Annotated in this window: 14 protein-coding genes; 10 read left to right on the top strand and 4 right to left on the bottom strand. The window is 44.0% G+C overall.

Annotated elements, in window-relative coordinates; all coding sequences use genetic code 11:
- Positions 1–3 precede the first annotated feature (3 nt).
- Positions 4–1515: a SusD/RagB family nutrient-binding outer membrane lipoprotein gene (locus tag IE165_RS04325; RefSeq protein ID WP_189625380.1), complete on the top strand. Its 1512-nt coding sequence runs from the start codon at positions 4–6 to the stop codon at positions 1513–1515.
- 86 nt (positions 1516–1601) lie between these two features.
- On the opposite strand, the gene IE165_RS04320 is transcribed toward IE165_RS04325, so the two are convergent.
- Complete coding sequence (locus IE165_RS04320; protein ID WP_189625379.1) at positions 1602–1949, bottom strand: phage holin family protein; 348 nt, start codon at positions 1947–1949, stop codon at positions 1602–1604.
- 259 nt (positions 1950–2208) lie between these two features.
- Here IE165_RS04320 and IE165_RS04315 point away from each other — a divergent pair, with 259 nt between their 5' ends.
- From IE165_RS04315 to IE165_RS04295, 5 genes are all read left to right on the top strand, one after another.
- On the top strand, positions 2209–2622 hold the full coding sequence (locus IE165_RS04315; RefSeq protein WP_189625378.1) for a DUF2147 domain-containing protein: 414 nt from the start codon (positions 2209–2211) through the stop codon (positions 2620–2622).
- Positions 2623–2727: 105 nt separating this feature from the next.
- On the top strand, positions 2728–3975 hold the full coding sequence (locus IE165_RS04310; RefSeq protein WP_189625377.1) for an ABC transporter permease: 1248 nt from the start codon (positions 2728–2730) through the stop codon (positions 3973–3975).
- A 195-nt stretch (positions 3976–4170) separates the two neighbouring features.
- Positions 4171–5361 (top strand): glycine C-acetyltransferase, encoded by a 1191-nt coding sequence (gene kbl / locus IE165_RS04305; RefSeq protein WP_189625376.1) that lies wholly within the window; start codon positions 4171–4173, stop codon positions 5359–5361.
- Positions 5362–5438: 77 nt separating this feature from the next.
- The gene (gene typA / locus IE165_RS04300) at positions 5439–7244 is read left to right on the top strand and encodes a translational GTPase TypA (protein ID WP_189625375.1); all 1806 of its coding nucleotides are present in this window, start codon (positions 5439–5441) and stop codon (positions 7242–7244) included.
- A 101-nt stretch (positions 7245–7345) separates the two neighbouring features.
- Positions 7346–7681, top strand: coding sequence for a Rieske (2Fe-2S) protein (locus tag IE165_RS04295; RefSeq protein WP_189625374.1), 336 nt, complete (start codon positions 7346–7348; stop codon positions 7679–7681).
- A 24-nt stretch (positions 7682–7705) separates the two neighbouring features.
- Here the strand turns inward: IE165_RS04295 and IE165_RS04290 are convergent, their stop codons facing one another.
- Positions 7706–8470, bottom strand: coding sequence for an aspartate/glutamate racemase family protein (locus IE165_RS04290; protein ID WP_189625373.1), 765 nt, complete (start codon positions 8468–8470; stop codon positions 7706–7708).
- Between the two features lie 190 nt (positions 8471–8660).
- Here IE165_RS04290 and IE165_RS04285 point away from each other — a divergent pair, with 190 nt between their 5' ends.
- Positions 8661–10778, top strand: a complete 2118-nt coding sequence (locus IE165_RS04285; protein ID WP_189625372.1) for a M3 family metallopeptidase — start codon at positions 8661–8663, stop codon at positions 10776–10778.
- Positions 10779–10900: 122 nt separating this feature from the next.
- Positions 10901–11209, top strand: coding sequence for a hypothetical protein (locus IE165_RS04280; RefSeq protein WP_189625371.1), 309 nt, complete (start codon positions 10901–10903; stop codon positions 11207–11209).
- Between the two features lie 122 nt (positions 11210–11331).
- On the opposite strand, the gene IE165_RS04275 is transcribed toward IE165_RS04280, so the two are convergent.
- Positions 11332–13095: an ABC transporter ATP-binding protein gene (locus IE165_RS04275; RefSeq protein WP_189625370.1), complete on the bottom strand. Its 1764-nt coding sequence runs from the start codon at positions 13093–13095 to the stop codon at positions 11332–11334.
- Between the two features lie 4 nt (positions 13096–13099).
- On the bottom strand, positions 13100–13846 hold the full coding sequence (truA, locus tag IE165_RS04270; RefSeq protein WP_189625369.1) for a tRNA pseudouridine(38-40) synthase TruA: 747 nt from the start codon (positions 13844–13846) through the stop codon (positions 13100–13102).
- Positions 13847–14035: 189 nt separating this feature from the next.
- On the opposite strand from truA, the gene IE165_RS04265 reads away from it, so the two are divergent.
- Both IE165_RS04265 and IE165_RS04260 read left to right on the top strand, forming a co-directional pair.
- Positions 14036–14512 carry a DUF4293 domain-containing protein gene (locus IE165_RS04265; protein ID WP_189625368.1) on the top strand — a complete coding sequence of 159 codons (477 nt, stop codon included), beginning with the start codon at positions 14036–14038 and terminating at the stop codon, positions 14510–14512.
- A 2-nt stretch (positions 14513–14514) separates the two neighbouring features.
- Positions 14515–14967, top strand: a complete 453-nt coding sequence (locus tag IE165_RS04260) for a hypothetical protein (RefSeq protein ID WP_189625367.1) — start codon at positions 14515–14517, stop codon at positions 14965–14967.
- Positions 14968–15026 lie beyond the last annotated feature (59 nt).

The raw sequence follows: 15026 nt of genomic DNA, 5'->3' as shown, positions 1-15026 counted from the left end.
AACATGAGAACCATAATTTTCAAGATAGGATTATTCGCAATCGTATTAACCGCTGCGGTATCTTGTAACGATTTTTTGGATGTCAATATAGACCCCAATTCTCCGGTGAAAGAAAACCTTAGTTTGCATGCGAAGCTTCCTGCTGCCCTGGTCGTCTCAGCTCATTATGAGGCGACAACATTGAACCAAATTGGCGGGATGTGGGGTGGATATTGGGGCACTTCCAATGAAGGTGTAAATGCATTTACTGCGTTAAAAATGTATAATGGCCCAGCAATACGAGATACGAGAGATGGGATAGCGGTATGGGAATCGACATATAATAATCTGCTCTACTATAAGGAAATCCTCGATCAAGCAAATGCTGAAGATGCTCGATTTTATGCGGGTATCGCCAAGATCATGATGGCTCATCATTATTTTACACTGGTTGATTTTTACAATAACGTTCCCTTCGATGACGCGTTGAAAGGATCTGCAGTGCTACATCCAAGGTATGAAGCGGGACAGGATGTATACCAAAAATCGATACAGCTTATCAACGACGGGATAGAGGACGTCAAGGTCGCCTCATTATTGCCAACAACTGACGATGTCTTGTTTAGGGGGGATAAGGTTAAGTGGGCGAGGTTCGGTAATACATTAAAGCTGCGGGCGTTGCTTCGACAGTCTGAAATAGCAGCGCAGTCCAGCTACATTGCCGATGAAGTGAGCAAGATCGTGCAAGAGGGCTCAGGTTTTATTCTTGAAGATGCCCAGGTAAATCCGGGATATTTAAATACCGTGGGTAAAATGAACCCGATGTACGAAACCTATTACCGGAATAATGCGGGCGTTGCGGTTGCAAATTATGCAAATATTAGACCGACAAACTACTTGATAAGCATGTATAAAGAGCGTAATGACCCGCGATTAGCACAAATTTACACAGCGGTTGACGGCGATTTCAAAGGTGTAATTTTTGGTAATAACACCATCGATAATGCTTATGCTGCCCAAAATACATCGGCCCTGAAAGGTCCTGTCGAAAATGCTAATAGCGCCGCCGGCGTTATAAAGTCTTTCAGTCAAGCCACCGTAATGATCTCTTTGTCGGAAGCAAACTTTTTACAGGCAGAGGCGATAGCGAGAGGCTGGATTAGTGGCTCGCTGGAGCAAGTTTATCGGAGTGCAGTGCAGGCGTCCTTCAATTATTTATTTAACGTTTCGAACTATAATATCGATACGTACCTCACGGACAGGAATGTCGATATAAACAATGCCACGAACAAAATAGAACGAATTATTACGCAAAAATGGCTGGCACTAGCCGGGATCAATAATATGCAGGCTTGGAATGACCATCGCCGATTAGGATATCCTGCATTTCCTAACTCAGCTACCGCGACCAATCCTACAACTTTTCCACTTCGATTTATGTATCCTGAAACGGAGCTCAATACCAATAATGAAATGGTAGTCGCGCAGGGCGATAATAGCATTTTATCTAGCAGGGTTTGGTGGGATGCGCAATAAATGCATGAGCGATAAAAAATCCGGCACAGCAATTTTGCGTGTCGGATCTTTTTATAGGTGCCCTAATTTTCCTTCTATGTCAACGTTTAGCGCTTTTCACTCGAAAATCTGCCAAGCACCATTTCGATAAGTGCCACGACAATGGCAAAAAGCGTTGCCGTCCAAAATCCGTCGACATCAAATTTGCTGCCCATTAGACTGTCGCTCAACATAATCATGAGGACGGTGATGATAAAGGAAACCAAACCAAATGTGAGCCAATTCAACGGGAAGGTGAACAGACGCAAAATACCTCCAACAATTGCATTCACTAATCCGATGACCAGACCTGTGATAATAGCCCAGCCAAAACCTTCCACATGCGCTCCTGGCACAATAAAAGCTGCTACAGCAACAATGGCACCCGTAAGCAAAAGACTAATTATAAATCGCATAATTTTTTTACATTTAACCGTCTCCATCGTTTCAAAAAAAATGCCAAAATTAAGTGCTCCACGCTGTTCTAGCCTGGTTCATTTCGGCAGACTTTAGATCGTTAGGTGTGGATTGAGGAAATGGAAACTTTTATCAGTAATTTGCTATGCTTGCATATAAAAATAATGTATCTTAGTAGAGATTATAAACGATAGCAGGGATGTACATACACGATCATCGCGGATGTCCATCAAATTTTCACAACTTACACACACACGTATGAAAAAGATTGCATTAACATGTTTCGCAGTATTATTGACATTTTTCGTTTTTGCGCAGGCAAGCGATCCCATCATTGGTAAATGGCAAAATCCGAGTGGAGAAGGCAAGATTGAGATTTACAAGAAAGGTAATAAGTATTTCGGTAAGCTGTATTGGATAAAGGATGCGAACAAAAAAGATGAGAAAAACCCGGATGCTAGCCTAAGGGGCAGGAAGATCCAAGGACTGGAAATTCTGACAAATTTCACCAAAAATGGGGACACCTATCAAGATGGTCAAATATACGATCCGAAGTCTGGCAAAACGTACAGCTGCAAGATGACTTTAAAAGGGAAAGATAAGTTGGATATTCGTGGCTATATGGGCGTTTCTTTATTGGGACGTACGGAAACTTGGAAGCGAATTGAGTAAATTACGGAGTTGAGGGCCCCATCTTTCCACGATGCGGCCCTAACTTTTTTGCTTTTACTTGCTGCATGTTAACTTTTTCCCGTATTTTGGAGGAAAGAAGTCGCCATGTCGGTTAACATGTCTTATCGGGAAAATGTAAAGTTGGCCTTGCAATCCATTGTAAGCAACAAGCTACGTACATTTCTTACTGCATTGATCATCGCTATCGGTATTATGGCCTTGATTGGGGTGCTCACTTCAATCGATGCTATCCAAAGCTCGCTCACAAACTCTTTTTCTTCCATGGGATCTAATTCGTTCAATATCCGTAATCGAGGTGTGAATGTGCGGATCGGCGATTCAGGAAGCCAAGCAAAAGTCTTTCCGGCAATTACCTATCAGGATGCGCTCGATTTTAAGCGTAACTTTGACTTTGGCGCATTGGTTTCCATCAACGCAAATGTGACTTGGGGTGCAACAGCCAAGTATAAAACAGAGAAAACAAACCCAAATATCGGTGTGCTGGGCGCAGACGAAAACTATTTACAGACATCCGGCTATAAATTGGAAGATGGCCGAAACTTGACGGTTCAAGACATAGATTACGCTGCCAGCGTCGTGATCATAGGTAAGGAAATCAAAGACAAGTTGTTTAAGAACAACAAGAATCCGGTGGGCGAATATATTACGTTGGGAGGAGATCGGTTTACCGTAATCGGTGTACTTGCAAGCAAGGGGTCTAGCGCGGGCTTTGGGGGGGATAAGGCCTGTTTTGTGCCCCTTTCGCGCGGACGGGCCATGATGGCTCGCGGAAATCCTTCGTTTGTCATCACCGTAATGTCAACGGATCCATTTAAAATGGAGGCGGCCGAGGGAGAGGCAATTGCCACCTTTCGTAAAATAAGGGGGTTAAATGCCAAACAAACCAACGATTTCGAAATTGTTAAGTCGGATGCAGTGGCGCAGATACTCATGCAGAACCTAAGCTATGTGACCATGGGCGCTATCATTATAGCTTTTATCACCTTGCTGGGAGCATCCATCGGGTTGATGAACATTATGTTGGTTTCGGTAACCGAGCGTACGCGCGAAATAGGAGTCCGTAAAGCCATCGGTGCCACGCCCAATGTGATCCGCAAACAATTTTTGATGGAGGCGATCGTCATCTGTGTGTTAGGGGGCGTTGCGGGTATACTCTTGGGTATGCTCATCGGAAATCTCTTGGCACTCGCTTTAGGAGCAGATTTTATCATTCCTTGGCAGTGGATGGGGCTTGGACTAACTGTCTGTATTGTCGTGGGAATTCTATCTGGATACTACCCCGCATCCAAGGCCTCCAAGCTTGATCCGGTGGAAGCCTTGCGCTACGAGTAAATTTGAGCAATCGATTTCCTGTTGTAGTTCTGAAATATAGCTTTATCTTCGCATGGATCAAGAGCTAAGTGCTTAGCTGACAGCAAGCCGCTCCCTATGCAAATAGAAAGGTCTTTAATAGGAGTTTTCTTAATCGTGTGGGTTTCGTAAAAGCTGTTTTACTTTTTGTTTTTGAATTTTTACTTTCGAATTATCATGTTTAAAACATTAAAACCCGTATTAGAAAAAGAACTTGCAGCGATAAAAGAAGCAGGTTTATACAAGCAAGAGCGTATTATTGTTACACCGCAAGGTGCGGACATCAAGGTTGCTTCTGGCCAAGAGGTGATCAACTTCTGCGCGAACAATTATTTGGGCCTGTCTTCACATCCGGCAGTGCTGGAAGCTGCAAAAAGAGCAATTGATAGTCATGGGTACGGTATGTCGTCGGTTCGTTTTATTTGCGGTACGCAGGATGTGCATAAAGAGCTGGAAGCTAAACTCTCCAAGTTTTTGGGGACAGAAGATACCATTCTTTATGCGGCAGCTTTCGACGCCAATGGCGGAGTTTTCGAGCCGCTGCTAGGCGCAGAAGATGCCATCATCTCAGACGAACTGAATCATGCCTCGATTATTGATGGCGTACGTCTTTGCAAAGCGCAACGTTTTCGATATAAAAACAGTGACATGGCCGATTTAGAAACGCAATTGAAGGCGGCGGCAGGGGCAAGACATCGACTAATTGTGACCGACGGCGCATTTTCGATGGATGGCTCGGTGGCTCCATTAGATAAAATATGTGACTTGGCAGATAAATACGAAGCGTTGGTCATGATTGATGAATCGCACTGCTCGGGCTTTATCGGCAAGACCGGTAGGGGAACTCATGAACTTTTTGACGTGATCGACCGCGTCGATATCATTACGGGCACATTAGGAAAAGCGTTAGGTGGTGCATCGGGCGGATTTACATCCGGACGCAAAGAGATCATTGATATGCTACGCCAACGCTCACGTCCTTATTTGTTTTCCAATACCTTGGCTCCGGCGATCGCTGGAGCATCCGTTGCCGTCTTAGACATGTTAAGCGAAACGACCACTCTTCGCGACAAGCTGGAGGCCAATACAAAATACTTCCGAGAAAAAATGACCGAGGCTGGTTTCGACATCAAGGCCGGCTTCCATCCCATTGTTCCGGTCATGTTATATGAAGCGAAGTTAGCGCAGGAATTCGCTGCAAAAATGCTGGAAGAAGGAATTTACGTTATCGGATTTTACTACCCCGTTGTGCCACAGGAGAAAGCGAGGATTCGTGTGCAGATCTCCGCTGCGCATGATACGGAACATCTCGATAAAGCCATCAGCGCGTTTACCAAAGTGGGGAAAGAACTAAACGTAATAAAATAATAATATAAAAAATAAAAAATTGAGGTGCAAAATAATTATCTTTGCACCTCGAATTTTTTATAATACAGTATCGCTCAATGCAAAACATCAGGAATATCGCGATTATCGCACACGTTGACCACGGTAAAACTACCCTCGTTGATAAGATTTTATATTTCACCAACCAGTTCCGTGAAAACGAGAATGCAGGTGAGCTTATTTTAGATAATAACGATTTGGAGCGTGAGCGTGGAATCACTATCGTGTCCAAAAACGTATCGGTTAAATATAAGGATGTCAAAATCAATATTATTGATACGCCTGGTCACGCGGATTTCGGTGGTGAAGTAGAGCGGGTATTGAAAATGGCCGATGGTGTCGTACTATTGGTGGATGCTTTTGAAGGACCAATGCCGCAAACGCGTTTCGTGACCGGAAAAGCTTTAGGCCTTGGGATCAAACCCATCGTTGTTGTCAATAAGGTTGACAAGGAAAACTGTCGCCCCGAAGAGGTTTACGAAAATGTCTTCGACCTGTTCTTTAACTTGGGCGCTACAGAGGAGCAGTTGGATTTTCCAGTATTGTATGGATCCTCTAAACAAGGATGGATGTCGACAGATTGGAAGAAACCAACAACGGACTTTACTGATTTATTAGATGCGATTCTTGAGCACATCCCTGCTCCTAAGATTTCTGAAGGTACTTTACAGATGCAGGTAACCTCGCTAGACTATTCTACTTTCGTTGGTCGTATCGCAATCGGTCGTGTGGCACGGGGCGTGATCAAAGAAAACCAACCTGTGTCATTGGTAAAACGTGATGGCAAGATCGTGAAATCACGGGTGAAGGAACTACAGGTTTTTGAGGGGCTTGGCCGCATAAAAGTTTCCGAAGTATACGCCGGTGATATCTGTGCAGTCGTCGGTATTGACGGATTCGAGATCGGCGATACCATTGCTGACTTTGAAAACCCGGAGCAACTCGAGGTGATGCACATTGACGAACCTACCATGAACATGTTGTTCACCATCAACAATTCACCTTTCTTTGGTAAAGAGGGTAAATTCGTGACGTCACGCCATATCTATGACCGTTTGCAGAAAGAGTTGGAAAAAAACCTAGCCTTACGTGTCGTTCCCACAGAATCACCGGATGCTTGGTTGGTATATGGTCGTGGGATCCTTCACTTGTCTGTATTGATTGAGACAATGCGTCGTGAAGGTTACGAGCTTCAAGTTGGTCAACCGCAGGTTATCGTAAAAGAGATAGATGGCGTAAAGTGCGAACCGATCGAAGAGTTGGTGGTGGATGTACCTGCTGAAGTATCTGGAAAAGTTATCGAATTGGTCACCCAGCGTAAGGGAGAATTGTTGATCATGGAATCAAAAGGTGAAATGCAACACCTAGAATTCTCTATTCCTTCACGTGGTATCATTGGCCTGCGTAACAACGTGCTGACCGCAACAGCGGGTGAAGCGGTAATGGCACATCGCTTGAAAGGTTATGAGCCTTGGAAGGGTACTATCCCTGGTCGTTTGGCAGGGGTATTGATTTCCTTGGATACGGGATCAACGACCGCCTACTCCATTGATAAATTACAGGATCGCGGTCGCTTCTTTGTTGATCCAGGTGTAGACATATACGAAGGACAGATATTGGGTGAGCATATCCGAGATAATGATTTAACAATCAATATTACGAAAGGAAAGCAGCTGACGAATATGCGCGCATCAGGATCTGACGATAACACGCGTATTGCTCCGGCAATCAAGTTTTCATTGGAGGAATGTATGGAATATATTCAAGCGGATGAATATATTGAAGTAACGCCGCAGTCTATGCGGTTGCGCAAGATATATCTATCAGAAGGTGATAGAAAAATCAATGCGAAAAAATTCCAATAGGAAATTTGAGCAATCATATGGACGACGGGCTTTCGATATTCGAAAGCCCGTTTTTATTTAGCTATTTGGCTCTTAAGCTATTCTCCTTATATTTAGCGAATATGGATAAAGAAGATTGGCACTTGGTATCCGACGTTCAGGTGGCAGAAGGCGGAATGCAAAGGCTTAAGGTAGCGGGCAAAGTCATCTGCTTGGTCAAGCAAGATGGAGAGTTGTTTGCTGTTGGCAATCGTTGTCCCCATGCTGGCGCGGATTTAGCACAGGGTTGGTGCGAAGCGAAGAAAATTGTCTGTCCCGTTCACCGACATCGATTTGATCTAACCACCGGTAGGGGCGACGCAGGACAGGGTAATTTCATTCCTACCTATCCCCTGAAAGTAGATAGCGGGAAGCTTTACATCGGTATTCACAAGTCTTGGTGGAAGAGGCTTTTCTAATGCTGAGTGCCCATTCGCCAAGGCTTACAATCGGGAACTAGCCACGTCGTCTTGCAGCTTCGATGGCGCCAATGCCGACACCAAGGCGCGTGCCAGGATGCGTATCGGGTCGATGATAGGCAAGCCATCGCTTTCTTTTTCCGGTATGGCGTCTGGGAGGGACGAATCTCCCAAAATAATGGACTGCGCCCCTTTTTCTTTCAATGCTGCAATTGACTCAATGATTTCGCTGCGCGCCCTATTGCTAACGGGAGAAGATACAGCACGGATACCATATGTGCTGTCGTGGATAGCTGTGTGTATTTTATCTTGTAGCTCTTCATCAGGTTCTATCACTTCGAGATGATGGCTCGCCAAAATATGGTGATACAGACCATTATTTTTTAAATCCGTCCCTGCAAGTATCCCAACTCGGGTATGGCCATATTTTCTCTTGATAAACAAAGCGGTCTCTTCGATTAGGTGTACCAGTTTTACCGCACTGTTCTTGCGTTCAAGTTCTTGTTCTATTACCTCAAAGACGCGTTTTGCATGCGCCGTATGCGAAGGTATCGCTACGACAGTTGCGCCAGCATTTTCCAATTCCGAGATAATTTCCACGATAGCATAAGCAGGATTATGCGCTTCTTTTCCCAACAAATAGTCTGTGGGATTACTGATACGATGCGGATGCGAATGAAGCAAAATCGGCAGCTGATCCCGATCGGTGTTCGCTATGGTTTCGTCAATCACTTTTCGCACGATGTCCAGTCCAGCAAGTGGGCCGACACCTCCTACTATTCCAATCATATTATTTAATTTTAATGCGTTATATGTATCCCTGTTAAGCAAGTTTACAGAACACCCTTTTCAAAAATAACGCCAAGCTTTCTTTTATGGCTGTTACAAACGTCAATTGATGCCCAAAATTGGAATCTCTCTAAGTTTTATGTTTACCAACAGCTATTCCTTATCTTTGTCTGGAATTTAATTAGATGTAATGAGTAAAAAAAGATTCTTACCCCTTTGTTTGGTTGTGGCAGCGGTTGTAGTGGGCTGTCAAGATCAAGATAAAACCCCACAAACTGACAATCCGTTACTCCTCCATTATGATACGCCGTTCGAGGTTCCTCCTTTTGATAAGATAAAAGATGAGCACTTCCGGCCGGCCTTTCACGCAGCTTTAGCCCAACATAAGCTCGAAATAGACTCCATTGTTAACAATTCGGAAGAACCTGATTTTAAAAATACGATCGTTGCCTTGGAAGATGCTGGCACATTATTAAACAGCGTAAATACGGTCTTTCGTAACGTTAGCGGGGCAAACACCAATGACTCCCTGCAGGCCATCGACAAGGAAATCGCTCCTGTACTCTCTGCGCATAGAGACGAAATATTTTTGAACGAGAAGCTTTTTGCCCGTGTAAAAAGCGTTTATGAAAAGAAAGGTACACTTGGTCTGGATGCGGAGGATGGCATGCTGCTGGAAGAAACGTTCAAGAATTTTGTTCGTGCAGGCGCAAACCTTCCCGTGAAGCAGAAAGAGAAGTTAAAAGAAATCAATACGGAGCTTTCGGTGCTAGCGGTACAATTTGGGCAGAATGCGTTGGCAGAGAACAACGCGTTCGAACTTGTTGTGGATAAGGAAGCCGATTTAGCGGGCTTGCCCGCAGGGCTGAAAGCCGCGGCAGCTGACGAAGCCAAAGCGAGGGGAAAAGAAGGGAAGTGGGTATTTACCCTACAGAACCCGTCCGTTATGCCGTTCCTCCAATACGCGGATAATCGATTGCTCCGCAAACAGATTTGGGAAGCCTATCAGCAACAGGGGAATAACGGCAATGATCACGATAACAAAAGCGTTCTGGTAAAGATAGCCAATCTTCGTCTCGAAAGGGCAAAGCTGTTGGGTTATGCGTCTCATGCGGCCTATGTTTTGGAAGAGTCTATGGCAGAAAGCCCAGCGAATGTGTATGCCTTGCTGAACAAGATATGGACACCAGCTTTGAAGAAGGCCAAGGAAGAAGCTGCTGATATTCAAAAGCAAATTGTTGCAGATAAAGATACGTTTGCGGTGGCACCGTATGATTGGCGCTACTATCAGGAGAAGATCCGCATGGAGAGATTCGCATTGGACGAAGCGCAGATAAAACCTTATTTTAGCCTGCCAGCTGTGCGGGAGGGAGCATTTGCAACAGCCAATAACCTTTATGGCTTAACATTTATTGCTTTGAACAATGTGCCCACTTATCACCCCGAAGTCGAGGTTTATGAGGTAAAAGATAGGGATGGATCACACTTGGGTTTGCTCTATGCCGACTTTTTCCCCCGCAAATCAAAAAATAGTGGAGCTTGGATGACATCATACCGTGCACAGTATACAAAAAATGGTAAGCGCATCGCTCCTGTGATCTCTATTGTTTGTAATTTTACCAAACCTGTTGGCGATGAACCCGCGTTGCTGACTTTTGATGAAGCGACGACTTTGTTTCATGAGTTTGGTCACGCATTGCATGGACTACTGTCCAATGTGCGCTACAGAAGCTTGGCTGGAACCGCTGTACCGCGTGATTTTGTCGAACTTCCTTCGCAAATCATGGAAAATTGGGCAGCAGATCCCGAAGTGCTAAAATCATATGCAAAACATTATAAAACCAAAGAAGCAATTCCAGACTCCCTAATTGCAAAAATGGAGAGAGCGGGTACGTTCGATCAAGGTTTTGCAACCGTAGAATATGTGGCGGCATCGCTATTGGATTTGGATTACCACGCGGCTAGCAAACCAATTCCTGATGATGTAAATGCTTTCGAAGCAACATCAATGCAAAAAATAGGATTGATGGATGCAATTATTCCACGATACAGAAGTACTTATTTCAAACATATTTTCTCTGGAGGATATTCTGCAGGATATTATGCCTATATCTGGTCAGAGGTGTTAGATGCCGATGCTTTTGCAGCATTTAAAGAAAAGTCATTGTACGATGCTGGGACAGCGGCTTCGTTTAGGCGGAATATTTTGGAAAAGGGTGGTACGGGTAACCCGGCTCAAATGTACAGAACCTTTCGTGGCAAAGATCCTGATCCAGAATTTTTGATGAAAAAACGTGGATTAAATTAAAATAATCTATAAAAAGATGAAAGGCTACATAAAATATGTGGCCTTTTTTTTATTAAAATTTGCAAACCCATTATTCTTATTTATATTTGGTTTAAATAAAAATAAATATGTGTCAATCCACTATGTTGAGTACAAACGGAACAACAACGGTGAGCTACTGTAAACACTGTAAAAATTGCTACATCTGGCATCAAACTTTTCTTTTGACGTTTGACACCCATCAATATCGATGCTTTTGGGAGGCCATCAAGGAGAAAATGGGGGTTGAGGAATATTTTCGTTTTCCAGATGGTGTGGCAAGGGTAGTTTTAAACACGCCGGTACGGGAGATCGTTTTTACGTTCACACATGACGAATGGATGGATTTCACGAAATCCATGAATGAAGGATTCTACATGCGCCAAATTCACGAAATGATGCACCCGAATTAACGATATCAAGCCCTAGTGACCTGTGGCAGTTGGTTAATGGCTATAGGTTAACTAGGCACAAGTTGAAACGCATGGCGCAGAACGGCATGGTGTTCTACCATGCAATCTGCTCCATTACTTTTCTATATACTCAACGAATTAAACTGAAGATCATATAACCTTTTGTAGTAGCCGTCAATTGCCAGAAGCTCACTATGCGTTCCTATTTCCTTGATCTCCCCTTTATCAAAAACAATAATCTTATCAGCCTTCTGAATGGTAGACAGACGGTGGGCTATGACGATAGCGGTACGTCCCTGCATCATGTTATCTATCGCCGTTTGGATCAAGAGTTCCGTTTCTGTATCGATGGAGGAGGTCGCTTCGTCCAGAATCAAGATCGTGGGATCATGCACCAATGCACGGATAAACGATATAAGCTGAGCCTGCCCAGAAGACAGGGTAGCGCCACGCTCTTGTACTTGGTAATCGAATCCCCCTGGCAAACGCATGATGAAATCGTAAGCACCTACTTTCTTTGCCGCCTCCACCACCTCTTCCAAGGTAATGGAAGGATTGTGCAAGGTGATGTTATGAAAGATGGTGTCGGCAAACAGGAAAACATCTTGCAGGACGGTCGCAATATGCTTCCGGAGATAGCCGAGTTCATAGGTGCGAACATCCTTACCATCCAGTAGTATATGGCCTTTTTGGATTTCGTAAAAGCGGCTCAAGATATTGATTGTAGATGACTTTCCAGCACCCGTTGCGCCGACCAAAGCTAGCGTTTCCCCCGGTTTGACGGTGAAATTTACATCCTTAAGCACCCATTTCTCGTTATTATAAGCGAACCAAACGTGTTGAAATTCAATACGCCCTGCTATCTGTGATGGACGGTAAGTGCCCTCGTTCGGTGTAAACGCTTTTGTATCCAACACCTCAAAAATGCGTTCAGCAGATACCATACCCATTTGCAAGGTATTGAACTTATCAATCAATTCCCGAATGGGTCTAAAGATCATGTTGATGTACATCAGAAAGGCAACGACAACACCTGGAGATATTGCGTTAGCGAGAATTTGTTTTGATCCATACCATACCAACAGGCCGGTGGCAATGGCTAAGATAATTTCCAGTACAGGGAAGAAAATTGAAAAATACCAGTTCGCGCGAATATGGGCATCCCGGTGTTTTTGGTTTATATGGTCAAATTTTCGCATTTCTTGGCGTTCGCGCGAGAAATATTGGATAATCGCCATACCACTAATATGTTCTTGTAGAAAAGTATTCAGGTTGGAGACCCAGGTACGCACATCAACAAAAGCTGATTTCATGGATTCCTTAAAGATATAGGTTGCCCATACCATTAAAGGCATAGGCACTAGCACAATCAGGGTCAGGGTCCAATCTGTATAAAACATGACCCCCAAAATAACCACCAATTGCAGCAAATCGCCGATGATCTGTATCAAGCCTTGCGAAAAGATATTTGATATCGTTTCCAAGTCTGAAATGGTGCGTGTGATGAGTTTGCCTAGAGGCGTATTGTCGAAATATTTCAAACGGAGATTCGTGATGTGATTGAATACCTGTATGCGAATATCACGGATGACATTTTGGCCCAGCACGTTGGTTGCCAAGGTATGGTAGTAGCGGATAATAGTTTGGCAGATCAATAGTGCCAACATCGCAATAAGCATGTGGGTCAGTCCGGCAGCATCGGGTTTCAGGATATAATTGTCCAAGGTGTATTCGATAAGCATCGGAAGTGCTGGAGCCACAGCGGCCAGTAGGATCGTCAAAATCACAGATGCCCAAAATATACCCTGATAGGGGCGCATGTAAAAAGCCATGCGTTTCAGCAACTTGCTGTCATAGGTTTTACCTGAAATTTTTTGTTCGTTCAAGATTCTATTGCATATAAGGATAAACAACTCTTGTTAAATAAAGCCCATGTGCAGGTACGGAAGTGCCTGCTTGTGCCCGGTCTTTGCTTTGGATCACCGCTACCATAGATAACGGCTCTTTCCTTTTCTGTCCGATGTCCAATAAGGTGCCAACAATTGCTCGCACCATGTTACGCAGAAAGCGGTCTGCCGTAATATGGAAAACCAATCCTTCCTCGTTTTCCACCCACTCTGCACGTTTCACCGTACAAATATTGGTAAAAACCTGGGTATTACTTTTGGAAAAGCAACCAAAGTCTTGTGTACCCAGAAGGTAATGTGCAGCCTCGTTCATTCTCGCCACATCTGGATAGTCGCGCAGCTGCCAGGATCTACGGATCAGAAATGGATCTTTACGAAAATGAATATGATATGCATACGAACGTTCTACGGCATCGAAACGAGCATGTGCATCCTGGTGTACTTCCACCAACCGAAGCGCAGCGATGTCTGATGGCAACAGGGAATTTATAGCATGCAAAAACCGATCTTCATCGGGGATTAGACCCGCTTTGATATCAAAATGTACATACAGCTGTTTGGCGTGCACCCCGGTATCTGTACGACCGGCGCCGATAGTTTCTACCGTCGTCCGTAGAATTTTGGCTAAGGCCTCATTGATGCGCTGCTGGACGGAAACCGCATTTTTTTGCACCTGCCAGCCATGGTACAACGAACCGTCGTACGAGACCTCCATAAAAAAGCGTTGCATGAGATTTTCCACCGTGCAAAGGTAGCTAAAAGTGTGTTAAGCTGTTTGGCATAAAATAGAATCTAACAATTTCATTACCCAAAATATACCTTCTAGCGGTTTCCAACAAAATTTTATTGTGTATATGGGCAATCAAATTGGTTATATTATTGTTTATAGTATATTTGTTATTCTGTTTAAAGTTAAACTATGATTCAACGTATCCAAACGCTGTGGCTATTGGCCGCAACCATAACATTGCTAGGATTGTTTATTTTTCCTTACGTCAGTTTCATTGACTTGGTGGGGCTAGGCAAACAGATATTTGTGACCGGTGTCTACTCTTCGGTCAATAACGAGATGAGTCGCGAAAGCGCTGCTATTCCTCAGGCCCTGATGGCCGCACTAACGGCTCTTTTCCCATTGGTCATTGTCTTCTTTTATAAAAATAGAAAGAAACAACTGATCTTCATCGGGATAGAAATTGTGCTGATTGCGCTACTGGGCATTTGGATGTTTGTTTCCGCAAATTCGATACTGGGAGCAATTTCTCAGCGGTTGCAGGCCGGAAATGTCGGTGTGGGATTCTTTTTGTTGCCCGTAGCGGTCATTTTTCTCGGGATGGCCATTAGCGGCATACGGAAAGATAATAAATTGATTAAATCTGCGGATCGGTTAAGGTCATAGTCATGAGGAGAATTTTGCTTCTTTGTTTATCTTTCCTATCTGTGTCAAACAGTTTCGTGCGAGCACAGCAGGCGGAATCGGGCAATGTGTTGGATAACATACAGGTCGATATAAAATCCGTGCATATCGATTCGGATAATGATACCTTAACGATTGATCTGTTTTTGATTTCCTACCATCTTGATCAAAGGGAATTTAAACTCAATACATTTGCGACGCAGGTGATGGATATGGATGGAAAACAGCATGTATTTGCCAGCTTGAAAATGGGCAGGGTTTTAATCCATATGGAGGATAAACAAAATTACCTACACTATTTATTCGAAGAGGATGTTCCGGTGCCACTGACCATAAAATATGCAAATTGGAAAAAGGAAAAACCCAAAAAGTTATTATTGGTCTTTGAGGATAGCGCGGAAGAAGGGAAGTTTATCACACAGGAGATCGACTTGTAAGCGAACCTCCCGCGTGGATGTGTGTCGGTGTCCTGTAAAATACAGGACTTCTTTGGCGC

The sequence above is a fragment of the Sphingobacterium griseoflavum genome (genome assembly GCF_014653155.1).
Taxonomy (GTDB): Bacteria; Bacteroidota; Bacteroidia; order Sphingobacteriales; family Sphingobacteriaceae; genus Sphingobacterium; species Sphingobacterium griseoflavum.
The sequence above is the reverse complement of the archived record's forward strand: the minus strand, read 5'-3'. Positions and strand labels throughout refer to the sequence as shown.